The 25,895-nt window shown below is 45.5% G+C and carries 29 protein-coding genes; 10 read left to right on the top strand and 19 right to left on the bottom strand.

What is annotated here, in order from left to right:
- The first annotated feature begins 93 nt into the window (after positions 1–93).
- A complete protein-coding gene (locus tag QUA83_RS30650) occupies positions 94–228 on the top strand; it encodes a DUF4926 domain-containing protein (RefSeq protein ID WP_445301809.1) in 135 nt (44 codons plus the stop codon).
- Between the two features lie 238 nt (positions 229–466).
- Here the strand turns inward: QUA83_RS30650 and QUA83_RS24830 are convergent, their stop codons facing one another.
- From QUA83_RS24830 to petN, 4 genes are all read right to left on the bottom strand, one after another.
- A complete protein-coding gene (locus tag QUA83_RS24830; RefSeq protein ID WP_015175540.1) occupies positions 467–655 on the bottom strand; it encodes a CsbD family protein in 189 nt (62 codons plus the stop codon).
- A 92-nt stretch (positions 656–747) separates the two neighbouring features.
- The gene (locus QUA83_RS24825) at positions 748–984 is read right to left on the bottom strand and encodes a DUF167 domain-containing protein (protein ID WP_333296556.1); all 237 of its coding nucleotides are present in this window, start codon (positions 982–984) and stop codon (positions 748–750) included.
- A complete protein-coding gene (locus QUA83_RS24820) occupies positions 981–1,580 on the bottom strand; it encodes a DJ-1/PfpI family protein (protein WP_333296554.1) in 600 nt (199 codons plus the stop codon). The genes QUA83_RS24825 and QUA83_RS24820 overlap by 4 nt, the downstream gene beginning before the upstream one ends.
- 91 nt (positions 1,581–1,671) lie before the next feature.
- Complete coding sequence (petN, locus tag QUA83_RS24815) at positions 1,672–1,761, bottom strand: cytochrome b6-f complex subunit PetN (protein WP_071883976.1); 90 nt, start codon at positions 1,759–1,761, stop codon at positions 1,672–1,674.
- Between the two features lie 82 nt (positions 1,762–1,843).
- On the opposite strand from petN, the gene QUA83_RS24810 reads away from it, so the two are divergent.
- Entirely contained in the window at positions 1,844–2,323 is a 480-nt protein-coding gene (locus tag QUA83_RS24810) for a hypothetical protein (RefSeq protein ID WP_333296553.1), read from the top strand.
- A gap of 223 nt (positions 2,324–2,546) precedes the next feature.
- Here QUA83_RS24810 and QUA83_RS24805 read toward each other — a convergent pair whose 3' ends face one another.
- The 6 genes from QUA83_RS24805 to QUA83_RS24780 form a co-directional block, all read right to left on the bottom strand.
- Positions 2,547–3,221, bottom strand: coding sequence for an SDR family oxidoreductase (locus tag QUA83_RS24805; RefSeq protein ID WP_333296552.1), 675 nt, complete (start codon positions 3,219–3,221; stop codon positions 2,547–2,549).
- 171 nt (positions 3,222–3,392) lie between these two features.
- Positions 3,393–4,004 (bottom strand): methyltransferase domain-containing protein, encoded by a 612-nt coding sequence (locus QUA83_RS24800; RefSeq protein ID WP_333296551.1) that lies wholly within the window; start codon positions 4,002–4,004, stop codon positions 3,393–3,395.
- A gap of 229 nt (positions 4,005–4,233) precedes the next feature.
- Positions 4,234–5,277, bottom strand: coding sequence for a biotin synthase BioB (gene bioB, locus QUA83_RS24795; protein ID WP_333296550.1), 1,044 nt, complete (start codon positions 5,275–5,277; stop codon positions 4,234–4,236).
- A 17-nt stretch (positions 5,278–5,294) separates the two neighbouring features.
- Positions 5,295–6,599 (bottom strand): adenosylmethionine--8-amino-7-oxononanoate transaminase, encoded by a 1,305-nt coding sequence (gene bioA, locus QUA83_RS24790; protein WP_333296549.1) that lies wholly within the window; start codon positions 6,597–6,599, stop codon positions 5,295–5,297.
- 219 nt (positions 6,600–6,818) lie between these two features.
- Entirely contained in the window at positions 6,819–8,231 is a 1,413-nt protein-coding gene (locus QUA83_RS24785; protein ID WP_333296548.1) for an adenylate/guanylate cyclase domain-containing protein, read from the bottom strand.
- Between the two features lie 250 nt (positions 8,232–8,481).
- Entirely contained in the window at positions 8,482–9,951 is a 1,470-nt protein-coding gene (locus QUA83_RS24780) for an adenylate/guanylate cyclase domain-containing protein (protein WP_333296547.1), read from the bottom strand.
- Between the two features lie 304 nt (positions 9,952–10,255).
- Between QUA83_RS24780 and QUA83_RS24775 the strand changes: the two genes are divergently transcribed.
- Both QUA83_RS24775 and QUA83_RS24770 read left to right on the top strand, forming a co-directional pair.
- Positions 10,256–11,005 (top strand): class I SAM-dependent methyltransferase, encoded by a 750-nt coding sequence (locus tag QUA83_RS24775; RefSeq protein WP_333296546.1) that lies wholly within the window; start codon positions 10,256–10,258, stop codon positions 11,003–11,005.
- A gap of 145 nt (positions 11,006–11,150) precedes the next feature.
- The gene (locus tag QUA83_RS24770; protein WP_333296545.1) at positions 11,151–12,509 is read left to right on the top strand and encodes an FAD-binding oxidoreductase; all 1,359 of its coding nucleotides are present in this window, start codon (positions 11,151–11,153) and stop codon (positions 12,507–12,509) included.
- A gap of 117 nt (positions 12,510–12,626) precedes the next feature.
- Here the strand turns inward: QUA83_RS24770 and QUA83_RS24765 are convergent, their stop codons facing one another.
- Positions 12,627–13,013: a hypothetical protein gene (locus tag QUA83_RS24765; RefSeq protein WP_333296544.1), complete on the bottom strand. Its 387-nt coding sequence runs from the start codon at positions 13,011–13,013 to the stop codon at positions 12,627–12,629.
- Positions 13,014–13,370: 357 nt separating this feature from the next.
- The gene (locus QUA83_RS24760) at positions 13,371–14,261 is read right to left on the bottom strand and encodes an ABC transporter permease (protein WP_333296543.1); all 891 of its coding nucleotides are present in this window, start codon (positions 14,259–14,261) and stop codon (positions 13,371–13,373) included.
- A gap of 152 nt (positions 14,262–14,413) precedes the next feature.
- Here QUA83_RS24760 and QUA83_RS24755 point away from each other — a divergent pair, with 152 nt between their 5' ends.
- Complete coding sequence (locus QUA83_RS24755; RefSeq protein WP_333296541.1) at positions 14,414–14,653, top strand: hypothetical protein; 240 nt, start codon at positions 14,414–14,416, stop codon at positions 14,651–14,653.
- Between the two features lie 186 nt (positions 14,654–14,839).
- Here the strand turns inward: QUA83_RS24755 and QUA83_RS24750 are convergent, their stop codons facing one another.
- Both QUA83_RS24750 and QUA83_RS24745 read right to left on the bottom strand, forming a co-directional pair.
- The gene (locus QUA83_RS24750; RefSeq protein WP_333296540.1) at positions 14,840–15,370 is read right to left on the bottom strand and encodes a hypothetical protein; all 531 of its coding nucleotides are present in this window, start codon (positions 15,368–15,370) and stop codon (positions 14,840–14,842) included.
- 33 nt (positions 15,371–15,403) lie between these two features.
- Positions 15,404–15,904, bottom strand: coding sequence for a hypothetical protein (locus tag QUA83_RS24745; RefSeq protein ID WP_333296539.1), 501 nt, complete (start codon positions 15,902–15,904; stop codon positions 15,404–15,406).
- A gap of 418 nt (positions 15,905–16,322) precedes the next feature.
- Here QUA83_RS24745 and QUA83_RS24740 point away from each other — a divergent pair, with 418 nt between their 5' ends.
- Both QUA83_RS24740 and QUA83_RS24735 read left to right on the top strand, forming a co-directional pair.
- Positions 16,323–17,726 (top strand): NB-ARC domain-containing protein, encoded by a 1,404-nt coding sequence (locus QUA83_RS24740; protein ID WP_333296537.1) that lies wholly within the window; start codon positions 16,323–16,325, stop codon positions 17,724–17,726.
- Between the two features lie 31 nt (positions 17,727–17,757).
- Entirely contained in the window at positions 17,758–18,372 is a 615-nt protein-coding gene (locus QUA83_RS24735) for a Uma2 family endonuclease (RefSeq protein WP_333296535.1), read from the top strand.
- A gap of 6 nt (positions 18,373–18,378) precedes the next feature.
- Here the strand turns inward: QUA83_RS24735 and QUA83_RS24730 are convergent, their stop codons facing one another.
- From QUA83_RS24730 to QUA83_RS24720, 3 genes are all read right to left on the bottom strand, one after another.
- A complete protein-coding gene (locus QUA83_RS24730) occupies positions 18,379–18,729 on the bottom strand; it encodes a DUF5615 family PIN-like protein (RefSeq protein WP_333296534.1) in 351 nt (116 codons plus the stop codon).
- Between the two features lie 9 nt (positions 18,730–18,738).
- Entirely contained in the window at positions 18,739–19,068 is a 330-nt protein-coding gene (locus tag QUA83_RS24725) for a DUF433 domain-containing protein (protein WP_333296533.1), read from the bottom strand.
- Between the two features lie 226 nt (positions 19,069–19,294).
- A complete protein-coding gene (locus QUA83_RS24720) occupies positions 19,295–20,317 on the bottom strand; it encodes an ATP-binding cassette domain-containing protein (protein WP_333296532.1) in 1,023 nt (340 codons plus the stop codon).
- A gap of 59 nt (positions 20,318–20,376) precedes the next feature.
- Here QUA83_RS24720 and QUA83_RS24715 point away from each other — a divergent pair, with 59 nt between their 5' ends.
- Positions 20,377–20,562, top strand: a complete 186-nt coding sequence (locus QUA83_RS24715; RefSeq protein WP_333296531.1) for a hypothetical protein — start codon at positions 20,377–20,379, stop codon at positions 20,560–20,562.
- Positions 20,563–20,919: 357 nt separating this feature from the next.
- Here the strand turns inward: QUA83_RS24715 and QUA83_RS24710 are convergent, their stop codons facing one another.
- Together QUA83_RS24710 and QUA83_RS24705 are read right to left on the bottom strand one after the other, a co-directional pair.
- Positions 20,920–21,108, bottom strand: a complete 189-nt coding sequence (locus QUA83_RS24710; RefSeq protein WP_015175516.1) for a hypothetical protein — start codon at positions 21,106–21,108, stop codon at positions 20,920–20,922.
- Between the two features lie 334 nt (positions 21,109–21,442).
- A complete protein-coding gene (locus QUA83_RS24705; protein ID WP_333296530.1) occupies positions 21,443–22,366 on the bottom strand; it encodes a histone deacetylase in 924 nt (307 codons plus the stop codon).
- Between the two features lie 396 nt (positions 22,367–22,762).
- Here QUA83_RS24705 and gyrA point away from each other — a divergent pair, with 396 nt between their 5' ends.
- A complete protein-coding gene (gene gyrA / locus QUA83_RS24700) occupies positions 22,763–25,459 on the top strand; it encodes a DNA gyrase subunit A (RefSeq protein ID WP_333296529.1) in 2,697 nt (898 codons plus the stop codon).
- Between the two features lie 186 nt (positions 25,460–25,645).
- The gene (locus QUA83_RS24695) at positions 25,646–25,828 is read left to right on the top strand and encodes a hypothetical protein (protein ID WP_333296528.1); all 183 of its coding nucleotides are present in this window, start codon (positions 25,646–25,648) and stop codon (positions 25,826–25,828) included.
- Positions 25,829–25,895 lie beyond the last annotated feature (67 nt).

Raw genomic sequence — 25,895 nt, 5'->3', positions numbered from 1 at the left:
AACGAACATAAATTTGATTTCCCCAAAATACGTCAATATACTTACACAGAGAAAATCATTTAGGATTGATCTAGATAGAGAAAATCATTTAGGATTGCTATAGATATTGTTGCTTTAACAGAAGACTTAGAAGCAACCCATTTTGAAACAAAACAAATCATTAAATTATATAAAGGACAAGTAGGAACAGTTGTCATGGAATTTGATGGCAGTGCTTTTGAGGTATAATTTTCTCCTCAAGATGGCACAACTTATGCAATGGAAACAATTCCCGCAACAAAATTAATGCTTTTGCATTATGAATTACTAGAATCTGTAGGCGGTTCGCCGATGAATTTGCCACCAATAATCTTTATAAACCCGCCCCAAGATATTGATACAAATAATTTAGGCTCATTATAAAAAATCCCCCAAACATATCGTTTGCGGGATTTAGTAGGCAGGAAAGTTGTAGCGAATACTGTTACTAAGCTCGGTCTACAATCTCTTTGGCTTTATCTTTAAGGTCTTCTTTCAAGTGAATTGCTGATGCTTCATCCTGCTTGGCTTGACCTTCTAATTTATCTTTCTGATTGCCAGTAACTTCGCTAACAGCTTCTTGGATTTTGCCTTCAATATTCTTCGCTGTTGCTTCGACTCTATTTTCAATGCTCATAATTTTATATTCTAACTCTACAACTACTAATATATGAATTTTAAATTTGAGTCTGTATCCCTCTTTAGATAGATTTGTTATTACGTTGATTTCTAAGTGAAAGGTTCCATTGGAATTTCCACAAGTTTATTTCGGGAGGAAAAACCGGATTTAATGCCGATCGCAGATTTCGGCACTTTAAACTTTTTCGCTAACAGTATGATTAATTCTTGATTGGCTTTACCCTCCACTGGCGGCGACTTGAGATGTATTGTGAGGCTGCCGTCGGGTTGTTCTGCGATGCTTTGCTGTTTGGAATTCGGTTTAACTTTGACTGTGAAAATAGTCATACTTCGACTTTCTCTGAATGTTCGATCTTCGTTCCCAAAACTTTCAGGAATTCAGCCAGCCAGTTAGGATGTGCTGGCCACGCGGGGGCGGTGACTAAATTGCCATCGACTACGGCTTCGGTAACTGGAACTTCTGTATATTTGCCGCCGGCCCGGAGTACGTCGGGGCTGCAAGCGGGGTATGCGGTGCACCGTTTGCCTTCGAGTACGCCGGCGGCGGTTAGAACTTGCAAGCCGTGACAAATAGATGCGATCGGCTTTTTGCTGTTGGCAAAGTAGCGGGTAATTTGCAGCACTTGTTCGTTGAGGCGGATGTATTCTGGGGCGCGTCCTCCGGGGATAACCAAAGCGTCGTAGTCTGCTGGGTTGATTTCGTCAAAAGTCGCGTTTAAAGTGAAGTTGTGACCGGGTTTTTCGGTGTAGGTTTGATAGCCTTCAAAGTCGTGAATTGCTGTGCGAATTGTTTGGCCTGCGGCTTTGTCCGGGCAGATGGCGTGGACGGTGTGACCTACCATTTGCAGTGCTTGGAAGGGCACCATTACTTCGTAGTCTTCTACAAAGTCGCCGACTAACATTAATATTTTTTTTGCTGTCATGTTTCCAACTCCTGTTATTTTGATTTGGTTAAATAGGATGAAAAAAAATGCGGGGCCGTTAAAAAGCTGGCCCCGCAAGCTATTCTGGAATCTAGAAACCGTTGCGTCCCCAAATGACCATTGAAATTGAGAAGGAGAACAGAACTAGCACCGAAACCCAACCGAGTGACAAAATATCCATAGCTATTTATTGAACAAACTGTACAAAGTGACTTCAAACCTTATGATAAGTCAATTTGAGCCATTTTTGAAATGAGGGCGCTGTGAAGGATTCGTCAAATTTTAGTGCGGCTGAACGGGTAGAATCTTTGAAGGCAGGGAGTGTTGCTGCTTTGTCTTGTTTGCTGGGTTTTGGGGCGATCGCCCTTGGTAATAGCTTAATTCTAGCGGATCGGTTGGATTCTCTGGCGAATTTGCAGGTAAGGGAAATTGACCTAAATTTTGCCTTCAGAGGGACGATCGCACTTTTGGGCGGTTTTTTGTTCGGCGTGACTTACCGCTATGCGATTCGCCGAGATGTTAACCCGCAGCTAAAATCTGGTGCGGTGTTGGCTTTTGGGTTGGTGCGGGCTTTTGGACAGTTGGATTCTGGATTGTTTTTTGATGCCGGGAAGATGCCCGCCCTACAGGAGTTATTGCCGTTTGCGGTTCGCGGTGTCGAGAGTGTAGTATTGTTTGCGATCGCGGGTTTGGTTTTAGATTGGGCGATCGGGCGATCGTGGATTAAGCCCTTTGATTCTTGAGTGCCAAATCTTGCAGCATTTTTAGGAACAGGCAAGATGCCTGTTCCACAAAAGTTCAATTTTCTTGTGGGGAGTAGGGGTTGGGCGCAGCATTTTTAGGAACAGGCAAGATGCCTGTTCCACAAAAGTTCAATTTTCCTGTGGGGAGTAGGGGTTGGGCTTCTAGCCCGCCCAAAAAATACAATTTAGATGCCAGACAGCTTATTTTGCGCTAAACCCGCCCCTAGAAAGTTAATACCTCAAATTCTGAATGGCCGTAAACCATCTGTTTATCTACCGCCGACACAACTTTATTGTTAGCAGCATCAGAAACTAAACACTGACAAACTAGCTGCGCTACATCTGCCCGGTGGATCGTTCCAGAAACTCGACAATCTTCTGTTAAAATACCGTTGCCTGTTGCAGGTTCCGATTTGAGTCCGCCCGGACGAATCACTGTATAAATCATCCCGCTTGCTATCAAATGATTTTCGGCTTTTTCCTTTTCAATTAAAACCGGGCGCAAAGTTTCTAAAGCTTGGGGCGGCAAAGCGCCGACACTATTACCGCTGCCGATTGATGAAACTAAAATAAATTTTTGCACGCCTGCTTTGACGGCCGCATCAATCAAGTTTTTGTTGCCCCAATAATCGGATATTTCTCTATCTTTTGGCAAGCTGCCAATTGTGCTGATTACGGCATGAATTGAATCGCCGCCAGCCATCGCAGCTTCCATAGCTGCTGCATCCAAAGCATCGCCATTCACGACTTTGATGCCCATCGCTTCTAATTCCGTGCTGGTTGCGGGCGATCGCAAAAGTGCTGTTACTTGCATCTTTTGTTCTACCAACAACTTCGCGATTTCTAGGCCTACGCCTCGGCTAGCACCCGCTAAAAAAATGTGGGATTTCTCTGTCATATTAATTGTGTTTTAAGTTGTGCAGAAAGTGGTTGTTTTGACTGTGGAACAGTATACAACAATCCTCTGTAATTTTTTGAATTAGTTTTTTTTTACCGCAGAGGGCGCAGAGGGCGCAGAGGAAGAGAGGGGAATGATTGGCAATTACCGATTGCCAATTTCTAATTTACGTTAGATTTTTTTGCCCACCATTACTACCCAAGATTGAGCTTCGCGGGGTAAGCCGGGGGGGCGATAGTAGTGATTGACTATTGCAAATCCTGTTTGTTCTAAACAAGGCGCTAAGGTATGATATTCCCATCCGGCTGTATAGCGTTTTCCCGTTGGTCTCTCGTCGTATCCCTCCCAATTTCCCCGACACATTGACATGACAATTGCACCGTTAACAACTAAGGCTTTGTGCAAATTTTGCAGCACTTTTACCATCTCGTCGCTGGGAACGTGAATCAGGGAAGCATTGGCAAAAATACCGTCAAATTCTGCCTCTGGCAAGTCGAGATTCAGAAAAGATTGCTGCCAAACTTCGCATCCCGATAACTTCTTAGCTATTTCTACAAAAGCTGGAGTTGCATCTAAGCCTACAACTGTGTGTCCTTGGCTCTTGAAGGCTACTAAATCTCGTCCCGGCCCGCATCCTATATCGAGAATTTTACCGGGATTGCGGGGCATGGCAGCGGTCAATGCCGATCGATTTTGGGATACGTCATGATGCCAAGTTCCTTCTCGAAAAGATTCGGCAGTTAGCTGGTATTCTGCGATAGTAATTTCTTCGCGTTTGTCCACAATTTCCCCCCCCTTGTATGATTTTAGATTTTAGATTTTAGATTGAAGAATGTCAACCGGAAAATAAGGGTTTTTGACTACAATCTCAGAAGTTAAGGCTGAGGCATTTGCTATCTCAGAAACCCGGTTTCTATCCGCCCATGCGTAAGCGTGAAGTAGAGATATTGGGTAGGGACACGGCACTGCCGTGTCCTACTCTATTTCATTCGATTGAAAACTACTATAATAGTTAAACAACCAGGGTTTTTTGTTCGGATTTGGTAACTGCTGAATCAACTTCTAAGAGAGAACCTTCGGGGGATTCGATCGCAAATCCCGCATCTCGAATCATGTCCCAATCTTGATGGGCAGCTTGTCCGGGAGTTGTCAGATAATCGCCCACAAAGATAGAATTAGCGGGGTAGAGTCCGAGAGGTTGCAGCGATCGCAAATGCACCTCCCGTCCCCCAGCAATCCGAATTTCTTGACTGGGAAGCAAAAATCGGAACAAACAAAGAATTCGCAAACATTGGCGGGGAGTTAACCTGTTCACATCTGCAAATGGCGTACCGGGAATCGGAATGAAAAAGTTGACCGGCACGCTAGTAACGCCCAACTCGCGAAGCGAAAGCGCTAAATCGATCGCATCATCATCCGATTCGCCCATCCCCAAAATTCCGCCGGAACAAGTTGTGATTCCCGCTGCTTTTACGTGTTCGACGGTTTCCACCCGATCGCCAAAAGTGTGAGTGGTGCAAATGTCCGTGTGATATGATTCGGAAGTATTGAGATTGTGATTTACGCGATCGACTCCAGCTTTAGCCAGCCGATGAGTTTGCTCCTCGCTCAACAATCCCAAACAAGCGCAAATTTTCAGGTTATAATTTGCCTTCACAGTCTCAACAGCATCCAAAACGCGATCGAAAGTAGATGCGCTGGGTTGGCGGCCCGAAATCACCAAACAAAACGTACCAGCTTTTAACTCTGCTGCGCGTTGGGCGGCATCCAGAATTTTCTCCTTAGCTAAGAGGGGATATTTCTCAATTTCCGCAGTCGAAATTTTTGACTGAGAACAATAATGGCAATCTTCAGGACAAAGGCCACTTTGAGCATTTAACAAATAGTGCAGCCTGACTCGGTTTCCCCAGTAGTGGCGGCGAACCCGATAAGCTGCGTTTAGTTGTTCCAGCAAAACCTCATCCGGTGCGCGCAATACGGCTAAAGATTGCTCGCGAGAGATACATTTGCCCGCCAGCGCGTCGTCAGCCAAATCGTTCCAATTGGGTAAATTCATTACTAAAATTAAAGGGTTTACAGAGTATCCAAAACCTGACGAATCACCTGATAAATCGATTCTAGTTCATCAGGAGAAATGCAGTAGGGAGGCATCAAGTAAAGCGTATTTCCCAAAGGGCGGAGCAAAAACCCCGCTTCGAGAAATCTGGCTTTCAATACAGGAGCAATGTCATTAAAATAACCGGAAACGCTTTCGGTTTTCACATCCATTGCTGCGATGGTGCCGCAAGTCCGAATCCGTTCGAGTTTAGGATGATTTCTCAGCCATTGATTCAGATATTGGCGGTGCAGTTTTTCCATCCCTTGATAAACATTTGGGTTTTGCTCCAAAAGCTCAAAAGAGGCTACACCAACCGCACAAGCTAAAGGATTTCCGGTGTAAGAATGACCGTGAAAAAAAGCTTTGTCCGATTCATCTCGCCAGAAAGCTTGATAAATATCCTCCGATGCCATTGTGACAGCAATTGGCAAACAGCCGCCAGACAATCCTTTAGACAAACACAGGATATCCGGTGAAGTTCCAGATTTAACAGAGGCAAACAGTTCGCCCGTGCGACCAAAACCAGTCATTACTTCATCGTAAATCAACAATACATTAAACTGGCGGGCAAGTTGTGCGATCGCCTGCAAAAACTCAGGGCGGCACATTCGCATTCCTCCGGCACCTTGCACCAAAGGTTCGATAAAAATTCCCGCATAGCCGCCCTGCTTTAACAAAAACTCCAATTTCTCTAAACTCGTCGCCTCCTTGCTTTCCACCTCCTCATCGCCATCAAAAGTCGCGGGAAAAGGAACAACATCCCCAGCAAACATTAAAGGTGCAAAAGGTTCCCACCACAGCGAACTTCTGCCAGCAGACATCGCGCCCACAGTATCGCCATGATAACCTCCCTCAAAACTAATAAAGCTAGTACGGTTAGTTTCTCCGAGATTGCGCCAATATTGAAATGCCATTTTCAGAGCAACTTCAACAGCAGTCGATCCGTTATCAGAAAAGAAAATCCGCGTTAAAGAAGCAGGCGTATGAGTTAGCAATTTACTCGCAAGTTTCTCGGCTGGTTCGTGAGTAAATCCGGCAAAGATTACGTGTTCTAACTTTTGAGCTTGTTCGTAAAGAGCCTCAGCGAGAACCGGATGGCTGTGCCCGTGAACAGTCACCCACCAACTAGAAATGCAGTCGAGAATTTGCCGCCCGTCTGCTAATTCCAGCACCGATCCTTTGCCGCGAATTACCTTCAGCGGCGGGGCAGCCGTTTTCATTTGCGTGAAGGGCTGCCAAATCGGTGAAATTGAAGAATGATGTTCCTGATTCGCAGTCATTTTTACCCTGGTAACTAATATCAACTCGCATTTTAATATAGCAATGTTAACTTACTTGGCAACTCTTTATATTCTCTTCTCTTTTCTTCTTTTCTCTTCCTTCGTGTCCTTCGCGTCTTCGCGGTTCGTTAAAAAAAATCTATTTTGGTGTCGAGGGTGGCTGCTCTGCAACGTCAGCCCCCATACCACGTATTCCCCGGCGAAAGTTAAAATTGTCAGTTACAATTTTCTGCCTTTGAGCAAATAAGTCGTCATAGATCCTTTGCCTTTAACATTAATTTTACCGCGCTTTTCCAACAAATACTTATCGCACAGCAACTCATAAGTTGAGTTGCTAACTTGAATTTTACCAGGAAGTCCCTGAGATTCCATGCGGCTTGCTGTATTCACAGCATCTCCCCACAAATCGTAAATAAACTTTTTAGTGCCGATGACACCTGCTACAACAGGCCCAGTATTAATGCCAATGCGGATATTGAGAGGTTTACCGCATTCGTCGCGGAATTTCATGATTTCTTGCTGCATTTCCAGGGCCATTTCGGCAATAGATTCGGCGTGATTTGTACAGGGAAGTGGCAAACCGCCGGCTACCATATAATTGTCGCCTATCGTCTTAATTTTTTCTAAGCCGTATTGTTCGCTTAAGCGATCGAAAGATGAAAATATTTTGTTAAGCAACTCCACTAATTCTTCAGGAGATGTGCGCGAAGATATTTCGGTAAAGCCCACAATATCAGCAAACAAAACCGTAACCTCGGCAAATCCGTCCGCAATATTTATCTGACCTTGTTTGAGGCGATCAGCAATCATTACCGGTAATATATTTAGTAATAAACGTTCCGACTTTTCTTGCTCGGCGCGAAATACTTCCTCAGCTTGTTTCCGCTGTGCAATTTCCTTGTATACTCGGTGAAACATTTGATTGAAGGCGACCATGAGTTCTCCCAACTCGTCATCCCGCTTGACAGACAGAGAGTAGAAATCAGGTTGTTCTCGATCTTTGCTCAAAGCGTCTCCAGCAGCGATCAAGTCATCGCGCAATCTCAAGAGAGGTGAAATTACTGTCAGCCCTAAAAACAACATAGTCACAGAAGTGACAAAGGCTGATATAATGATGACTAGAACCGCAATCCGCCCGATAAATGCGTAGAGTTCCGGCTGGACGGTGGAAGCATCGTGGCGAACAATTAAGATGTAATCGCCTCCCAAATGTCGCTCCGTCCAAGCAATATCGTACCTTTTGCCATCGAAATTGTGATTGTGAACTATACGAGATTGTTTTAGTTGCTCTAAACTGATTTCTGGTCGTTCGCCAAGTGTATATATTAGTTCACCGTTAGCTTGGTAAATAGATAGTCCTAAGACTACTTGAGAATCCTTAGTAATATTTTTTACTTCTTCTTGCAAGAAAGTGCGATCGGAAATATCTTGTTGGAGCAAAAACTCTAGGGAATCAACAGTCGCCCGAGATACCTGTTCCAGTTGGCTTAAAAGTTCATTTTCTCGCCGAAAATAAGAGGGAACTAAAATAATTCCCTCTATGACAAGAATGCTAGCAAATACCCACAAAGCTATTTGCCTAGACAAGCGAGATTGGAAAAATTTTAAGAATGATAAAATCCGCGATCGCATAAAATTTATTATTTTGCAAATGGCTAATGTAGGACATAGGAAAAAAACCGGGTTTCTGGTCATCAAGTTTGGGTGTGTCAACGACGCAACCGCGCAGAAACCGGGTTCTCAAATCTCCTGTGTAATTTCTGTAATTGTCAGTAGTCAACAGCCAGCAGCCATTAACTGTTAGTTCTTGGCTGACGACTAACAACGAATGACTGATGACTTCGGACTAACTAGCATACCCCTTAATAATATAATAAACAAATTAAACCGAAACTGCGCTAACTAGCCTGCCTGCAAGCAGATAAGTATTCATATCGCCCTTGCCTTTGATGTGGATAATTCCTCTGTCTTCAAACCGATACTTATTTTGCAAGATATCGTAAGTTGATTGTGTGACTTGAATCGCGCCGGCAATCCCGTGGGATTCCATGCGCGCTGCAGTATTGACGGCATCGCCCCAAAGGTCGTAAATAAATTTTTTAGTGCCAATAACCCCCGCAATTGCAGGCCCGGTATTGATACCAATGCGAATGTTAATTCCTGCATGATGTTTGGCATTAAATTTTGCTAATTCCTCCTGCATATCTAAAGCCATTTCCGCAATGCTTTCGGCGTGGTTGGTGCTGGGATTTGGCAAACCTCCCACTACCATGTAAGCATCTCCAATTGTTTTGATTTTTTCCAACCCATACTTTTCCGTTAAACCATCGAAGGATGAAAAAATTTCGTTGAGAAACTTGAGCAATTCTTCGGGAGATATTTGTGATGAAAGCACGGTAAACCCTACGATATCCGCAAACAAAATCGTGACTTCTGCGAAGCCGTCAGCAATACTGCTTTGACCGTCTTTTAGCTTGGCAGCAATGGATTGGGGTAAAATATTGAGCAGCAGGCGATCGCTCTTTTCCTGTTCTTTTACCAATTCTACATTAGTTTCTTGCAATTGTGCCGTGCGTTCCCAGACGCGCAGTTCTAATTGTTTAGCATTTTGGCGCAACCTGCTGATAGCTAAAGTTAATCCTGTGACCCCTAAGATTGAAAGTCCTACTAACAGTAGAAACAGGTTTTTAAGTTCACTTTGAGTATTTTGAGTGATGCTCTCTAGAGGTTGAGTAATTTCTAATATCCCCCGCACATCTCCCACTTGCCAATCAATTTTAGGACTGTCGCGGTGAGTATTGTGACAGTTGACGCAGCTAGAACTTAGAATATCTGCCTCGGCATATCGAAAGGCTGGCTTGCCGCGAAAATCCTCACGGCGAAAAAACTTTTGTGTAGGATTTTGCGTCAAATACTTAATAGCTTGCCGTTCAAAATCGTCTCTGGCTCCGCCTTCTTCTCGTCGCCAGGGAAACGGGTAGTTGCTGTAGAGACGAAGTGAGACTTCGGGATTTTTCTGGGTGATATTTTTGCCGAGTTCTATTAAGAAACTAGCCGGTACTGGAATTGTTACTTTTGTCGGGTTGTAGTCGTGGGTAAAGTTAATCGCTTTAGCAGTGTTGAGAGGATTGACCACATCAGAACTGTAAAGGGTGCGGGCTTGTTTAATAGCTTGGGCATAGAGGGTGGCATTTTGGAGGGCTTGCGATTCGATTAGGCTGGAGGAAAGAGAAGACATATTTGCCATCGCTACTCCTACACCTACACAAAATAAAATTGTCACGGCAAGGATAATTCGCTTGTAAATTAATTGGCTGATGGCAGCCAGAATTCGAGAAATCAACTGGCGCATGGTATCCTCAAGCGTGAGATTTAATCTTGATTGGAATTTAGGCACTACTAACATAACACTGCTTGTTCAGAGTGTTTTGCTGGCGTCAGGGGTAAAACCAGACTGGAGAGTGCAAGGGATGGTTAATTATTGCTTACCGCGAGTGTTTCCCTTATCCGTAAAGAATACGCATAACTTGATAGTGGTTTTCTGTTGAGTGAAGTATAGATGATCGTGTAAGGACACGGCACTGCCGTGTCCCTAGTTCACGCATTTTTTGTTCTATTTCGGTTAGGATAGCAATTGTAGTCTATGGTTGGCGATCGTGAATTCTGACTCTACTGTCTCACCTACTAACAAGGAAATTTTCCCGGGAGAAGTTTTCGTCAATACTGCTGATTTTGATACCGGCATTCGGCGACTTTTACCTAAATATGACGAAATGCTGGATGTAGTAGCAGGCTGCATTGCTAACACCAACCATCGCATTTTAGAACTCGGCTGCGGTACGGGGGAACTCACTTTAAAAGTTCTCAAACGCTACCCGTCTGCGGAAATAGTGGCTGTCGATTACTCGCCGCGAATGCTTGATTTTGCCCGCACCAAAATAGAGTCTGCAGGATACGCATCCCGGTGGACTGGTTTAGAAATGGATTTTGGAGAATGGGCGAACAATCCCAATTTCTCAGGCTTGGGCGATAAATTCAATGCTTGCATTTCATCTCTGGCAATTCACCATCTTGAGGATGAGATGAAGTTGAAATTGTTTCAACGGATTCGCGAAAGTTTAAATGCTGGTGGCTGTTTTTGGAATGCCGATTCTCTTTTAGCAGAATCAGCAGCAATGAAAGATATTTATCAAGCGGCGCGAGAAGATTGGGCGCTAAATCAGGGGGAAACCTTAGCACAAATTCGCGCAAATGTGGGGAAGAGTGTCTCTTACGGATATTCTAGTCCCGATCGCCTAGCTACACTTTCGGCACAGTTGGAAATGCTGGTAAAAGCTAGATTTGTCACTGTTGCAGTGCCTTGGAAATACTACGGTATGGCGGTGTTTGGGGGATTTGTTAATTGAAAAAAGCAGTCCTGGAGGCATAACTTCTATGTGTAGGGTTTGCGAATAAGCACCTTACTGCTTAAAGAAAGATCGCAGTTAGTATTTTATGTTACTAAGTTCTGCTTGAGAAAATATATAATACTGCCAGCATGGAGTAAACAAAATGACTGCAACTGCGATTCAAAGTATTGACTGGGATGCTTTTTCTTCGGAACTATCGGGAATTGAAATAATTAGCGATCGCGCCCAAGTTGTCAAGCTATCTCAAGACTATTATCACTTCAGTCCAGTTTTGCAACCTCTTTTAAGTGATAAAACAGGAGATTTAGTAGTTCGTCCCGCCAGCGAAGCCGAAGTTTTGCGGATTGCTGCAGCCTGCGTCAAATCCAAAATTCCGCTAACTGTCAGAGGTGCAGGAACGGGCAATTACGGGCAGTGCATTCCCCTGAAGGGCGGCGTCATTTTAGATACCAGCAAAATGAACGGTATCCGCTGGATAAAACCGGGTTTAGCTTGCGTAGAACCAGGGGTGAAAATGTCGGTTTTCGACAAACAAGCGCGAGAAACTGGTTGGGAATTGCGGATGGTTCCCTCAACCTATCGCACGGCAACGATTGGGGGATTTATCGGCGGCGGTAGCGGGGGAATTGGTTCGATAACTTACGGGCAATTGCGCGATCGCGGAAATCTTCATGCCGTTCGAGTCGTTACAATGGAAGACGATCCCCGCGTCATCGAATTGCGCGGCGATGAAGTGCAAAAAGTCAATCACGCTTACGGCACAAATGGAATTATTACTGAGTTAGAAATTCCCCTCGCCCCTGCTTATGCTTGGGCGGAAATCATTGTCGCTTTTGACGATTTTATGACATCGGCCAACTTCGGTCAAGCTTTGGGCGATGCTGACGGAATTATCAAAAAACTAATTTGTGTTTGTGCTTGGCCGATTCCTGCTTATTTTGCTGCTTTCCGCGAGGCAATTCCTGAAGGTAAGCACTGTGCTTTGTTAATGGTAGCTGAATCTTGTCTGGAACCGCTGCAAGATTTGGTGCGCGAATATGGCGGCACAATTTGCTATCAAAAAAACGCGCAAGCAGCGAGCAAAGGTGCAGCAATTGCTGAATTTACTTGGAATCATACAACTCTACACGCTCGCAGCGCTGACCCGTCCCTGACTTATTTACAGACGCTTTTTCCCGCAGATAAAGGTTTGAAGTTGATTGAGGAACTGTATAATTTTTATGGGGATGAGGTGATGATGCACTTGGAGTTTTTGCGGATGAATGGCAGGGCGATCGCCGCGGCTTTGCAAATAGTTCGCTACACTACGGAATCACGGCTCAATGAAATTATTCGCTATCACGAAGAGCAAGGCGCACTGATTGCTAATCCTCACACTTATATATTGGAAGATGGAGGGATGAAAAGTATTAATGTGGAACAGTTGCAGTTTAAAGAGTTGGTAGATCCTTACGGTTTGCTTAATCCGGGTAAAATGCGGGCGTGGTTGGAACGGGATTAAGGGTGATGGTTTTTAGATAAGACTCGGATCTTGAAATTGCTGCTAGACAAACGAAGTCCGCCTAAGCGCTGGCTTCGCTCACGCGGACTGAGAAATGAGCAAACAGCAGTGGTAAATTTAAGGGACAGGGGCGGTAATTTCTGCTGGTGCGATCGCCCCTGGTGTAGGTACTGCTTGCTTTTCCAGTAGTAGGCGCTGTTTGTTCCGAAATTCTGTGGCCGCATCGTTCAAATTTTGGCGCTGTTCGCTATTAAATTCTTCCATGCTGCGGCCGCCTCCCAATTTGGATCGGTGAATTAAATCCAAGATTGCGCTGCCGCTGCTGCGGCCGGAAAATGGGTCGGTATTGTCTTGAGTTTGAAAGTCTTGCAGCGGTTGAGCATTATTTAAACCGCTGGCTTGAGCGAAGCTTGCTTGAGGCGAGAACAGAGCACAGGATGCGATCGCGCTTGCAGCAATCCCCATCATCAATTTGCCGGATTTGGAACTTTTGGTGTTCATCATTTATTAGTTGAATCTTCAAAAAAACAATTCTATCTAAACAATATTCTGACTTGTGACTAAATATTATATTACTTCGCTAGGGCTCAGGACACTCCAAGAGCCCAAGGCGTGTCAACTTAAGCTTTTAGTCCGCCAGTCCTCTCGCCTACCCGGTAGTCCGCCAGGGAATGAATTCCCTGTCTCATAGCTAAAGTCCTCTCCAAGAGGACTGAAGAACTCATTACTCCTATGCAAGAGGACTTTGGCTTTGAGGTTCTTGTTTCAACCGCTGACGGACTATCGGTTTTACCTTAAGTTGACACGACGAAAGGCACGGCGCCGTGTCCTAGAATTGACGGTGGCGATGAAACGATCGCCCTAAGCAAACCTGCGTCTCAGCAGCGGTTGAATGCTCAGCAGCGCCACCAAATCAAACGCCAGCAATACTAACAGCGCTCCTCCAAAGGTAACATTACCCCAAGGAGCTTGCATCACGACACTGGCTAGCGACCAATCGCTGTGCAGGTACAGGTAGCGGATGGGTTCGATCGCGTAACTCAGAGGATTGAGAGTCACCACAACTTGCAGCCACTCTGGCATAAATGACAGCGGCGCGAGGGCTGTGCTGGCAAATAACAGCGGCAGGTTAGTAACAAAAATTACCGCTATTAATTCTACGTGACCGGGAAGGGCGAAGGCTAAACCCAGACTCAAGCCGGTGACGCCCAAAACTAACAGCAGCACAATTAGGGCGATCGCCCCTAGTCCGGCAATTCCGGGGAATCCCGCGCCCAAAAACGCCCCGGCTGTAACGATTGTGCCGGTTTGGATAAAGCTGAGGGTGACGATAAAAATAGCCGAAGCCAGGACGATCGAAAATCTCGAAGCCAACGGCGCGACTAACAAGCGGTTGAGAAATCCGAACTCGCGATCGAACATAATCGGCAAACCGGCATTCAGCGCCCCTGCAAACGCAGTAAAAACGATCACGCCAGCGCCGAGAAATTGTCCGTAATTCTGGCTTTCGCCGAACAAGCCGGCGGGTGCATTTTCAAACAGAGCTCCGAACAAAACCAACCACATCAGCGGCTGAATAATGCCTGCAACTAGCGTCGAGGGGCGGCGCTGCAATTGAATAAACAGGCGCTTTGTTAAGGCGAGTGTTTCTTGGATGAAGTCACCCAGCAGGGAAGTGGAAGTGTCAGCGGATGCCGTGGAGAGTGGCCGCTGCTGGTTGAGGTTGTTGGGGGATGTAACAGTACCGCTCATAATTGCTTGCGCTGATTTTGATTAAATCTAACTCTCTTTACAGTAGCAAGTCTGGAGGTATTGGTGGTGTTGGGCGGGCGATCGCTCTAAAATTGAGAATAAGCTCATCAAATATACTAAATAAAAACTTGATTTACTAGGAGGATAAAGCTATGTCATCAAGGGCGATCGCTACTTTGGTCGAGATGATGGAATCTCTGCCGGAAACTCTGCAAGATAGAGTGGTTGAACACCTGCGAGAATACATTTTGAAATCAAATATTACTGTTCCTGTCAACTCCGACGGTAAGTTAGAAATTCCCGCTGAGATTGAAGCTCAACTGAAACCTGGGGATCGATATGCAGTTACTGTCACCGCAGATAGTATTGTTTTTCAGAAGGTAACATGGTGATGTAGTTGTTACGGGCGATCACATTTGCTCTGACAGTGCTATCCTAGGATGGAGGAAATTGCCAGGGCGCTCGCGGCTGTAGTAGAGTATCAGTAGTTACTTATCAAGAGCGATCGCTCTTGGTTTAAGTAAGGGCGATCGCAGACTTACAACTTAGCATTCCCAGGTTACGCAGTCAGAAGGCAGTTATGGTTTAGCAGCTTTAACCACATCCTCAACCATTTTAATCGCCTCTTTGATTGCTATTTGACCGCTTTCTACGGCCCTAATTAAATCCTGAGCGTCTTTCGGGCTAATTAAATCGAGCCTGACGGGTTCTTTCAACGAAACAATAAATTTAGTTTTATCGCTGTCTTCCAAGTTAGAGGCTCTTTCTTTGGCTTCAACATCTCTTAGCTGTTCTTTTAAGTTTTTAAGTATTTCTGCTCGTTTTCCCTCGTCAGAAGTGCCATCAAATAACATTCGTTTTGCCCCTACAAGAGCAGCAGCACCTAAAGCTGCACCACCCACAACTAATCCTACGGGAGGTGCAACGGTTATTAACCCAAATAGAAATGATGCACCACCGAAAGCTGCCACCGCCGCACCGGCACTGACAGCCCCCACTACACCAATGCCAATCTCTGCTAAAATCCCTAATTTATCGTGTGGGTTTTTTTCCAGTTGCTCAATTGCCTTCAGAATTTGCTCTTTGGTTGGCGTTTTATTGGCCGACATATTAAACCTCAATCTTTTTGCTAATTTGGGCAGTTAAGCAGTGATGACGTTGCGGAAAATTGTATTGAAAACGTCTATCAGTAATTGAAAAAAATCTTTGGCAATCTCAATAATCTCTTGAACAATTCCAATAATTCCATCAGACACCTCTTTGCCTCGATCGAGTCGGTGGCCGGCTATTGCACCAATTGGGATACCCAGCGCTGTTGCCAAAGGTTCTAATAACGGGCCGACAAATGGTATCGAACTTGCCAAAATTCTTACAGCGACACCAACAGCAACCCCTATCGCTAAATGGGGATGCGCTTTGACAAATTCTATGATTTTAATCAGGAGAATTTTGCCGATGAGTAAAACTTTGTTAGCAGCTTTTTTCGTGTATGTGGCAAGTTCATGCAGTCGCATCGAGACTTCATGCGGCAAGCCCATATCATTTAACCAGACATACAATTCGCTGCTGCTCATTGCATCAGCATCGACTTGCCATAGAGCCATTTTTAAATTAGCTTGCGGTAGGGATAATGCACTAGACATAATTTTTTATCCTGTTGGAAATTACTAAATTTTTACGAACACTTCACGAGGCGAAAAGCCCCTAAACGTCTTGCAATTATTAAAAATAAAAAAGCTGGTTGATAAAAAAGCAAGCCCAGGCGGATTAACACGGGCACTCCTACCATGTCAAAACTAAGGGCAAAACTAATTTCTGAGCCTTTTTATTTACTTCTTTGCTCACTGACGCAACCACATTTTAAGCAATTTCTTGCTTTAATGCCCCTCATTAAAAAGTTTAACTTTAATTTTTATGTATTGTCCAGTAGGAGAATGTCACAATTGGCCAGTAGTTGATAAAATTAGCTAGCCGTTAAAAGTCACATTTTGCCCTCCTAAGTCAGAAAAAGTCAGAAAAAGTCTGATACAATAGATAAAACTTCCTACCCCTACCCAATAAATGGATGTTCAAGAACTCTTAAGGTTGGCCGATGGCTTGGTGTTCACTAAGACGGGCAAACACCTAGACGATCGGCAACAGGCAGTAGTACGGGGAACTTGGCAAGGTAAAAAATACTCCGAAATTTCCCAAGAGGTTCATTGTACTGAACGCCATGTCAGAAATATTGCATCAAAGTTATGGAAAATTCTTTCAAAAATCTTAGAGGAAGATGTTAATAAATCCAATTTGAGCTCCACAATGGAAAGATATGAAATATCTAAAATTTCAAATTCTGGTTATTTTAACCTTGTCCACAAAGGGAATATAAACGTCTGCACAGAAAACTCACAGCCTCCAAAAGCTCCACAAAACTCACCCCCAACACAAACCTCAAATGAAGACAACACCGAACAGAAACCGCGACTCGATTTAAGAGATGCACCGGAGCTCAGAACCTTCTACAACTACCCCAACTCACCCGTCACCGCCCTCGAAAACTCGATCGCCCGCCAAAACTGCCGCCTCCTCACCATCACAGGCATGGCAGGCACCGGCAAAAGTGCGATCGCCCGTCACCTCATCCCCCAAATTCAAACTCAATTCGATCGCATCATCTGGCGCAGTCTCCGCACCTCCCCACCCCTCGAAACAACCCTCAAAACCCTCATTCAATTTCTCTCAAATCAACCCGAAATTAACATACCCGCCAACACTGATGTTCAGTTATCAATCCTAATCGAATATTTGCGAGAAAATCGCTGTCTCATCATCCTCGATGACGTGCAGCAAATTCTCAGCAGCGGGCAACTTGCAGGAAATTACAAACCCGGATATGAAAACTACGGAACCCTATTTAAACTCATCGGCGAACTTCCCCACAATAGCTGCTTAATCCTCAATAGTTGGGAACCTCCCTCAGACATCATCACATTCACCGACGATAATTCAGCAGTACGTTTATTGCAGTTAACCTGTTTAGGTGAAGCAGCAACAGAAATTCTTAGAGAAAAAGGTTTGTTGGATGAAGAATACTGGCCAGAATTGATTAACCTTTATCAAGGTAATCCCCTGTGGTTAAAATTAGTCGCTCCAACCATTAATAACTTATTTGGCGGTAGAGTATCTCAATATCTCAGCTATCAACCAGTATTTTTAAGCGATGAATTGACACCGATATTGCAGCAGCATTATCAGCGGTTGTCCGAAATAGAAAAACAGGCGATTTCGCAACTTAGCAATGAAATCGAGCCTGTTTCATTTACCGAATGGATGGCCAAATGTCAAGGCTCACAACGTGAATTATGTAAAGCCATTCAATCTTTAGCCAGACGGGGAATGATCGAAAAATCGATCTGTGAAACAGAAACCGTTTTCACGATTCCACCTGTGTTAAAACAGTATGTTAAAATGGTTGCAGAATAGTCCTAAATATATAGCTAAATGAGATAAAACCATGACCGCAACTCCTATCCAACCTAAGCAGATGCTCAGTTTCGAGCAATTTGTCAAGCAACTTCCCGATGAAGAAGGCCGCTATGAACTTGTCAGTGGAGAAATTGTGAGAATATTACCAATCCGACTGCATGAGGATGTTGCTGATTTTCTGATAAAACAATTTGATAGAGAAGTCGATCGCGTTCCGCTCAATTACAGGGTATCTGGCAGATTTATGCTGAGGACATTAACCCCGAATGGTAAAGAACAAGCCCGCCATCCTGATGTTACAGTAGTAGACAAAACCCTCTGGAAATCGCAGCCCTTCGCCTATTCAGCACTAACTGAACCACCACAATTAGTTGTAGAAGTTGTCTCAACAAATTGGGAAGATGATTATATCGACAAGCTGGATGAATATCAGCGGCTGGGAATTTCTGAATATTGGATTGTCGATTATTTAGCTTTGGGTAGCAGAAACTATTTGGGCAACCCGAAAGAACCGACTGTTTTTGTTTACCTGCTCGATGAAAATGGGGTTTATCAAATGACTGCTTACCGAGGCACTGAGCGAATTATATCTAGAGCTTTCCCAGAATTAGCACTGACAGCAGAGCAAGTGTTGGATGTCTAAAAATTGTTACAATGGTAAATACAAAACAACTCCTTTCCACTCCGATTGTTCGCTACAGTTAACCAGCACCAGAAGTTCATCAATAGCCTCTCTAACTGGCATTCGATCGTTAATTATAAACAAACCTGACATTTGTTCCTTATCCCTCAACTGTTCGTAAGCCAAATCGGGCATAGTTGCTCGGTCATGGCTTAACACAATGCGATCGTTCTGCGCCGCCCAGTGGAGAATTGTTGGATCGTCAGCTTCTCGCAAACCAACATCCTGAACGCGAAGCAAGTCAAGGTCTGGCTGACGCAGGAAAAGCCCTCGAACAATATCGCCATTAAAATTTTCATCGCTCAACAGCCGCAGCATAGTTAATCCTCAAGATTGTTTTTGGGCTAACAAGCGCGATCGAATAACGCTGAGATCTGGTTGAATGCCTAACAAACGCTGACGGACGGAATCTGCTAATTGCTCGCGATAATTGAGATAAGTTTCCACTGCTTCTTGGTGTCGGAGATAATAGCCGATCGCACTATAGACATCGGACAACGACACAGTTGAATAACGCTGCACAATAGATTCCGGCGACGCACCATCCTGAAAAGCTCTAATCACCAATTCCAGCAAAACTCTTGAATTTCCCACCCGAATAGCACCTGTTGCATCTTCTCGAAAAGGAGGCGCTTCAACTTCCAAAACAAGATTCATTTATTAATATCCTCCCAAATCACTATAGTATTTTTTCGATTCACTCTTAAGATTATAGCTAACTTATCTCGCTTGTCTGCGAAGGCAGACTTCGTGTGTGCAGATGCGATTGAAACCGCCGGAATACTGGTTTATGAACAGGCAAGATGCCTGTTCCACAAGAAAATTCACTCTTTGTGGAACAGGCATCTTGCCTGTTTCTGACGAACTTTTCCCTTCCCTCAAACTACGATCGCATCGCCTGTTTTTGCTCGGCCTTCAAATCGCGGTTGCTAGCAGCAGCCAACTCGGCATCCAACAGCGTCTTACCAGTCGCAGCCAAATACACATCATCCAAACTCGGCCGAGATTGAGCAATCCCAAAAGTAGGAAGTCCCGCATTTTTCAAAGCTTGCTGAATAGTCACCAGCGCGTCGCTTTGCGGTGTTACTACTAAATTGAGAGAATTTCCTTGGGCCGTATTGACAATTACTTCCTGCACAAAAGGCAGCGATTGCATCAGAGTTTTAGCTTTTTCGGCTTCTTCGATCGGCGAAAACTCCCGAATCCGCAAAGTCACTCGATCGCCCCCAACCCGATTTTTCAACTCCTCCGGCGTGCCCTGTGCAATCACCGTACCCTTGTCAATAATCGCCACGCGATCGGCCAAAGCATCCACTTCTTCGAGATAGTGACTCGTAATCAAAACCGTCGTACCTTCCTCCCGCAAGCGCCGCAGGAAATCCCACACCACCACCCGACTTTCAATATCGAGCCCGACAGTCGGTTCGTCTAACACCAAAACATCCGGCTGGTGAAGCAACCCAGCAGCTAAGTCAAGGCGTTTGCGGATACCGCCGGAATAAGTACCCGTCTTTTTATTTTCCCACTCCTCCAAACCGAGGAGTTTCACCATTTCGTCAATCCGCCCTTTAATCCTAGGGCGCGGCAAATGGTAAAGCGCTGCTTGCAGTTGCAGGAGTTCCCGCCCCGTCAGCACCTTATCGAGAGCCACTTCTTGGGCGACGTAGCCTAGTCTTTGTCTGGCAATTCTCGGCTGGCCCACAGCAGAAATGCCAGACACTTCAATGCGTCCGCTATCGGGCGCACTCAAAGTACAAAGTACCCGCAGGGTTGTGGTTTTGCCTGCACCGTTGGGGCCTAGCAAACCAAATATTTCCCCCGGTTCTACCTTGAAGGAAACATCTTTAACGGCTTCTACAGTGCCGTAGCGTTTCTGAAGATTTTCAATTAAAACGGCGGGAGCCATATATTTTGGGGATGAACTGGTTGTTAATATTTTGACACTTCTGAGCTCAAATTGCCGGAATGGTCGATCGCCAATGCGAGTCGGTGTGCTTGGACGATCGCACCCTCCTCCTCAACCGGAAACTGCTGATAGTTTTGATTTTTAATGCCAGTTTAAAAAATATTAACTTTATAGCGGTTTTCAACCCTGATATTCATCAGTTTTCCCACTATCCAATTTCCCATCTCAAATCCAAAAAATTATGAGTTTTGAGTTAATTATAACTTTTCAGTTAACAACTCAAAACTCACAAGTTTTCAACAAGTAGAGATGCACCCGAAACCTGTTATTTTATAATTATCTCTACCTATAGGCTGATGTGTAGCGAGATTTTGATAATTAACACACTGGTCAAACACATCACACTTTCGAGCCAACTATTAAACACAAAAAACTTCCCGACTTGGCAAGTTCTACTTGTAACGAGTTCCCAAAAAATGTAACTTTAGGCCCGTGCTCTCAACCCCGATAGTTATCAGTCATCACCAATTCTTTAATCGAAAATCGAAAATCGAAAATCGAAAATGGTATTAACTCCTTTACAGAGAGTGGTTGCCACGTCTTTAATCGACAATTTTTACCCAACCGCGGCGAACGTTGTACAGCAGTCGGTTGATGATGGCATACTCATCTTCATTCAGTGTTCTTTCTAAGAGTGCAGATCTGAGCTGTCTCCGGTCGTGGCGAGTCACGACGCTGGAGAACATGACCTGACCAAATAACTCTTCGAGTGTCATTTGGGATACTGACATGATAAACCTCCTAGTTGATTGAGACAGATAAAATTTTAACAGGCTTGTTGTATTTGTATTGTGCACTCTGGGAGTGACTTCAAAGGCGATCGAAAACATTGACACGGTGTGATTTTTTGGCTAAAAATCTGTGACCGAGACTTTGATGCCCAGTGACTTGGATCTCTTAAATTGGTGATGCTTGTCACTAAAGTCAGAAGTCAGAAGTTACAAGTCAGAGGGAAGAAGTCAGAAGTCAGAGGGAAAAAGACCATCAAGCCCGATCGCCCTCAAAAACTCTCCATCTCGTCCTCATGGCTTCTCAACATCATTTTCCCCTATGCCAATTTTCCAGCTAATTGAGGCATCGGTCAATAGTCGCCACAACCGACTCGGCCAACTCTTTCAGCGCGTAACCCCCCTCCAATCCAAAGGCGATGCGGCGGGTGAGTTGCAGGCAGTATCCCGTGAAAGTACCGAAATCTGACGGCATCAGAGTCATGCTCGCCAGCGGATCGGACGCAGTAGCGTCATAACCAGCGCTGACAATCAACAAATCCGGTTCAAATTTGGACAAAAAAGGCACGACAAGAGATTCAAAGGCGCTCAGGTATTCAGCTATGCCACCGCCCGGATAGAGGGGAATGTTCAGCACGTTGTCGTAGGCACCGCGCTCCTCGGCATCTCCCGTTCCCGGATAGCACGGAGATTGATGCAGGGAACAGTAGGCAATTTGCCGGCAGCTTTCCACCAAAGATTGAGTGCCGTTGCCGTGGTGCACGTCCCAGTCGAGGATGGCGACACGATTGATTCCCGGCTGTTCCAAGGCGTAGTGAGCGGCGATCGCAGCATTGGAAAACAAGCAAAAACCCATCGCGCGGGCGTTTTCAGCGTGGTGTCCCGGCGGCCTGGCCAGCACAAAAGCCGGTTCCCCCGCAGCCACCACTCGATCGACCCCATCGAGCCAAGCACTCGCCGCTAGCAGCGCTACATCGTAACTTTCAGCAGAAATCGGCGTATCACCGTCGAGGTAGCCGCCTCCCCGATGAGCCAAATGTTCGATTTCTTTGATGTATCTTTGCGAGTGAACTTTTTTGATAGCCGAGAACAGTTGTTGTTCGCGCTGCGCCACTGGGGTGGGCAGTTGCCACTCAAGTTGATCCGCCCAAGGAGCAGCTTTCAGAGCGTTGACGATCGCCGTTAAACGTTCTGGTCGCTCTGGGTGAAGCATTCCAGTCTTGTGCAGCAAGAAATCTTCGGAGTAGATGACGGGTAGCATCGGCTGATTTTAGATTTTAGATTTTAGATTTTAGATTTTTAGTTAGCTTTAAGAAAGCCTTCGGTTTTGTGAAATTAAAATTTCGATCGAGTAACCATTTTAATTTCTTATATGGCTGTCAAAAAAACTCACAAAAGCATGAAAACCGACCGCCTAAAAAAACCTTTTTAGCTTTTGCCAACTGCTGACAAAATCACCAACTGACAAATTATCAATTGTGCTTGTTTCGTCCCTTAATTTTTCTGGCAACTTTCCCATAAAGTCCAAGGCAAATTGTGATATAATTTCAGGAGTAATTGGCAATATTTGGCAGCTCTACTGAATCCAAACCGATTTTATCGCATTTTTGAGATTTATAGCGGTCAAATTTAAATTTTTAACGGAGTTTTTCAACCTATGAGCACCTCTGAGTCGCGGATAATCCCGACGGATCTGGGTAATGAGATGTCCCGATCGTACTTGGAATACGCCATGAGCGTAATTGTCGGTCGGGCGCTACCAGATGCCAGGGACGGTCTCAAGCCCGTTCACCGACGCATTCTCTACGCCATGAACGAATTGGGCTTGGCTCCCGATCGACCTTTCCGCAAATGCGCCCGCGTCGTGGGGGAGGTGCTGGGCAAGTATCACCCGCACGGAGATACAGCGGTTTACGACGCCCTGGTGCGGATGGCTCAGGATTTCTCCATGCGGGAACGCCTGATCAACGGCCACGGCAACTTCGGCTCCGTTGACAACGACCCGCCCGCTGCGATGCGTTACACCGAGTGTCGCCTGACAGCTCTCACTAGCGACTCCATGCTGCGCGACATCGACTCGGAAACAGTTGATTTCGGCGACAACTTCGACGGTTCCCAGCAAGAACCCCTGGTACTCCCGGCACGCATTCCCCAAATTTTGCTCAACGGTTCCTCCGGGATTGCTGTAGGGATGGCAACCAACATTCCGCCGCACAATTTAGGCGAAATAATTGACGGTTTAGTAGCACTAATCCACAATCCAGCAATTACCGACCTGGAATTGATGCAGTACATCCCCGGCCCGGACTTTCCCACCGGAGGGCAAATTCTCGGCAGAAGCGGCATTCGGGATGCTTACACCACCGGGCGCGGTTCGATTACAATGCGCGGAGTCGCCGGCATTGAAACCATCGAACATCCCGGCCGCCCCGACAAAGAAGCAATTATTATCACCGAATTGCCTTACCAAACAAACAAGGCAGCGCTAATTGAGAAAATTGCCGAACTTGTCAACGACAAAAGATTAGATGGAATTTCCGACATTCGCGACGAAAGCGACAGAGACGGAATGCGCATCGTGATCGAACTCAAGCGCGACGCCTATCCGCGCGTCGTCCTCAACAACCTCTACAAACAAACACCCCTCCAAGCCAACTTTGGAGCCAATATGTTAGCGCTAGTAAACGGGGAACCCCAACTACTTACGCTCTCCCAATTCCTCAATGTCTTCCTAGAGTTCCGCATTGAGACAATTACTCGCCGGACTCAATATGAACTCCGCAAAGCAGAAGAACGCGACCACCTTCTGCAAGGCTTATTAATTGCCCTAGACAACTTAGATGCAATTATTCACCTAATTCGCGCCGCTGCCGACTCCGCAGCAGCCAAACAGGAATTGATGGATAATTACGGTCTTTCGGATCAGCAATCCGATGCAATTCTGCAAATGCAGCTCAGGCGTTTGACAGCATTAGAAGCGCAAAAAATTCAGCAAGAACACGAAGAATTGCGAGCTAAAATCGCCGATTTGGAAGATATCTTAGCGCGCCGGGAACGCATCTTAGAAATCGCCGAATTTGAAGCAGTCGAAATCCAAACCAAAATCGCCACTCCTAGACGCAGCGTCATCGAACACGCCGAAGGAGAAATCGATGAAAGAGATTTAATTGCCAACGAACAAGCAATTCTTCTGATCACCGAGCAAGGCTACATCAAGCGGATGCCTGTCAGCACTTTCGAGGCCCAAAGTCGCGCTACTCGCGGCAAAGCAGGCGCGAAAATGAAAGAAGACGACGGAGTAGAACATTTCCTTTCCTGCTGCGATCATGACAGCGTTTTGTTCTTCAGCGACAGGGGCGTAGTTTACTCTGTCAAAGCTTATCAAATTCCCATCTGTTCCCGGACTGCCCGCGGCACTCCCGTGGTGCAACTGCTGCCGATTCCTATAGAAGAAAAAATCACTTCTATGGTGTCAGTCACAGAATTCAGCAGCGAAGAATACTTGGTAATGTTGACTCGCGGCGGCTACATCAAAAAAACCGCACTTTCAGCTTTTGGCAATATCCGCACTAATGGATTAATCGCCATTTCTCTAGAAGAAGGCGACCAACTGCGCTGGGTGCGGAGAGCAAAAGTTGGCGACAGCATCATCATCGGTACGCGCCAAGGCATGGCAATTCATTTCCGCACCAATCACGAACAGTTGCGCCCAGTCGGCCGCGCGACGCGGGGTGTAAAATCAATGAAATTGCGATCGGGCGATGAGTTGATTAGCATGGACATTTTGCCCAGTTCAATTGTTGCCGAAATTGCTGAACTGGAAACGGAAGACTCCGAATTTGAGGGAGCTAATATTGCTCAATTAGAAACGGACGAAGCGGAATTTGAAGGGGCAGAAAGTGCTGAATTGGAAACGGAAGATGAAGAATTAGAATTGCAAGCCGAGGAAATTGAAGGCGAAGAGGTCGAAGAAATTTCGACAGTTAGCAGCGAAGTTCCTTCGGTGTTGGTAATTACCACCAACGGCTATGGCAAGCGGGTTCCAGTTTCTCAATTCCGCCTACAAAGACGGGCTGGCAAGGGATTGACGGCTACTAAATTCAAGTCGAAAAAGGGTAAGGATCAGGTAGCTGCCCTGCGAATTGTCAACGAAGATGACGAATTGATGATCATTACCAACCGAGGTATTATTATCCGTCAGGCTGTGAGTGCAATTTCTACTCAATCGCGCACAGCAACGGGTGTGCGGGTGCAGCGGTTAGATGAGGATGATTCGATCGTAGCTGTGGCTTTAGTGCCGCCTGCTGGTGAAGAATCGGCAGAAGAATCGGAATCTGAGGAAGTGGCAGAATAGTCCTAGGTTAATAGTTTGTAAGGTGCGCCCTGCGTACCTTACTGCTGAATGGTAAAAATGCGATCGCCCCTACTCAGAAGTTTTTCTTCACAAGTCAAATATTTTTTGCACTTGTAACCAGGAAAATTGGAGGCAGAGCCTCCTGATATGCGTCCCCAGGCAGAGCCTGGGTACGAGTAATTAGGAGTGTCTGAGTATTGGGTAGTAGACGTACAAAAAGCGCAAGTTATTGCTTTCAAAATAATTGCTAACCGGGGAAGCGAACGGCTGACGGAATCTCACGTTTTGCCGGGGCTAAAAGTTGCTTTATTAGAGGAAGGTTTGCGCCGCAGTCGCCAGACGGACAATACAGAAGTAGGCCATTGGTGACAAGTTAAGACTGTAAGTCTTTTGTCAAGAGGCTTCTAGAGAATTGTTGAAAAAAAACTGGTCAGAC

This window comes from Microcoleus sp. K1-B1 (assembly GCF_036704705.1).
Taxonomy (GTDB): domain Bacteria; phylum Cyanobacteriota; class Cyanobacteriia; order Cyanobacteriales; family Microcoleaceae; genus Microcoleus.
This window is presented reverse-complemented; position numbering and strand designations above follow the sequence as displayed.

What these genes read in the sequence shown, in the direction of transcription:
- QUA83_RS24805 (WP_333296552.1), bottom strand. Translation starts at nt 3,221, where the DNA reads ATGACAGAGAAATCCCACATTTTTTTAGCGGGTGCTAGCCGAGGCGTA.
- QUA83_RS24830 (WP_015175540.1), bottom strand. Translation starts at nt 655, where the DNA reads ATGAGCATTGAAAATAGAGTCGAAGCAACAGCGAAGAATATTGAAGGC.
- QUA83_RS24715 (WP_333296531.1), top strand. Translation starts at nt 20,377, where the DNA reads ATGGTCGATCGCCAATGCGAGTCGGTGTGCTTGGACGATCGCACCCTC.
- QUA83_RS24710 (WP_015175516.1), bottom strand. Translation starts at nt 21,108, where the DNA reads ATGTCAGTATCCCAAATGACACTCGAAGAGTTATTTGGTCAGGTCATG.
- QUA83_RS24820 (WP_333296554.1), bottom strand. Translation starts at nt 1,580, where the DNA reads ATGACAGCAAAAAAAATATTAATGTTAGTCGGCGACTTTGTAGAAGAC.
- QUA83_RS24740 (WP_333296537.1), top strand. Translation starts at nt 16,323, where the DNA reads ATGGATGTTCAAGAACTCTTAAGGTTGGCCGATGGCTTGGTGTTCACT.
- QUA83_RS24735 (WP_333296535.1), top strand. Translation starts at nt 17,758, where the DNA reads ATGACCGCAACTCCTATCCAACCTAAGCAGATGCTCAGTTTCGAGCAA.
- QUA83_RS24770 (WP_333296545.1), top strand. Translation starts at nt 11,151, where the DNA reads ATGACTGCAACTGCGATTCAAAGTATTGACTGGGATGCTTTTTCTTCG.
- QUA83_RS24730 (WP_333296534.1), bottom strand. Translation starts at nt 18,729, where the DNA reads ATGCTGCGGCTGTTGAGCGATGAAAATTTTAATGGCGATATTGTTCGA.
- QUA83_RS24760 (WP_333296543.1), bottom strand. Translation starts at nt 14,261, where the DNA reads ATGAGCGGTACTGTTACATCCCCCAACAACCTCAACCAGCAGCGGCCA.
- QUA83_RS24750 (WP_333296540.1), bottom strand. Translation starts at nt 15,370, where the DNA reads ATGTCGGCCAATAAAACGCCAACCAAAGAGCAAATTCTGAAGGCAATT.
- QUA83_RS24825 (WP_333296556.1), bottom strand. Translation starts at nt 984, where the DNA reads ATGACTATTTTCACAGTCAAAGTTAAACCGAATTCCAAACAGCAAAGC.
- QUA83_RS24725 (WP_333296533.1), bottom strand. Translation starts at nt 19,068, where the DNA reads ATGAATCTTGTTTTGGAAGTTGAAGCGCCTCCTTTTCGAGAAGATGCA.
- gyrA (WP_333296529.1), top strand. Translation starts at nt 22,763, where the DNA reads ATGAGCACCTCTGAGTCGCGGATAATCCCGACGGATCTGGGTAATGAG.
- QUA83_RS24765 (WP_333296544.1), bottom strand. Translation starts at nt 13,013, where the DNA reads ATGATGAACACCAAAAGTTCCAAATCCGGCAAATTGATGATGGGGATT.
- QUA83_RS24745 (WP_333296539.1), bottom strand. Translation starts at nt 15,904, where the DNA reads ATGTCTAGTGCATTATCCCTACCGCAAGCTAATTTAAAAATGGCTCTA.
- QUA83_RS24780 (WP_333296547.1), bottom strand. Translation starts at nt 9,951, where the DNA reads ATGCGCCAGTTGATTTCTCGAATTCTGGCTGCCATCAGCCAATTAATT.
- petN (WP_071883976.1), bottom strand. Translation starts at nt 1,761, where the DNA reads ATGGATATTTTGTCACTCGGTTGGGTTTCGGTGCTAGTTCTGTTCTCC.
- QUA83_RS24720 (WP_333296532.1), bottom strand. Translation starts at nt 20,317, where the DNA reads ATGGCTCCCGCCGTTTTAATTGAAAATCTTCAGAAACGCTACGGCACT.
- QUA83_RS24785 (WP_333296548.1), bottom strand. Translation starts at nt 8,231, where the DNA reads ATGCGATCGCGGATTTTATCATTCTTAAAATTTTTCCAATCTCGCTTG.
- QUA83_RS24755 (WP_333296541.1), top strand. Translation starts at nt 14,414, where the DNA reads ATGTCATCAAGGGCGATCGCTACTTTGGTCGAGATGATGGAATCTCTG.
- bioA (WP_333296549.1), bottom strand. Translation starts at nt 6,599, where the DNA reads ATGACTGCGAATCAGGAACATCATTCTTCAATTTCACCGATTTGGCAG.
- QUA83_RS24705 (WP_333296530.1), bottom strand. Translation starts at nt 22,366, where the DNA reads ATGCTACCCGTCATCTACTCCGAAGATTTCTTGCTGCACAAGACTGGA.
- bioB (WP_333296550.1), bottom strand. Translation starts at nt 5,277, where the DNA reads ATGAATTTACCCAATTGGAACGATTTGGCTGACGACGCGCTGGCGGGC.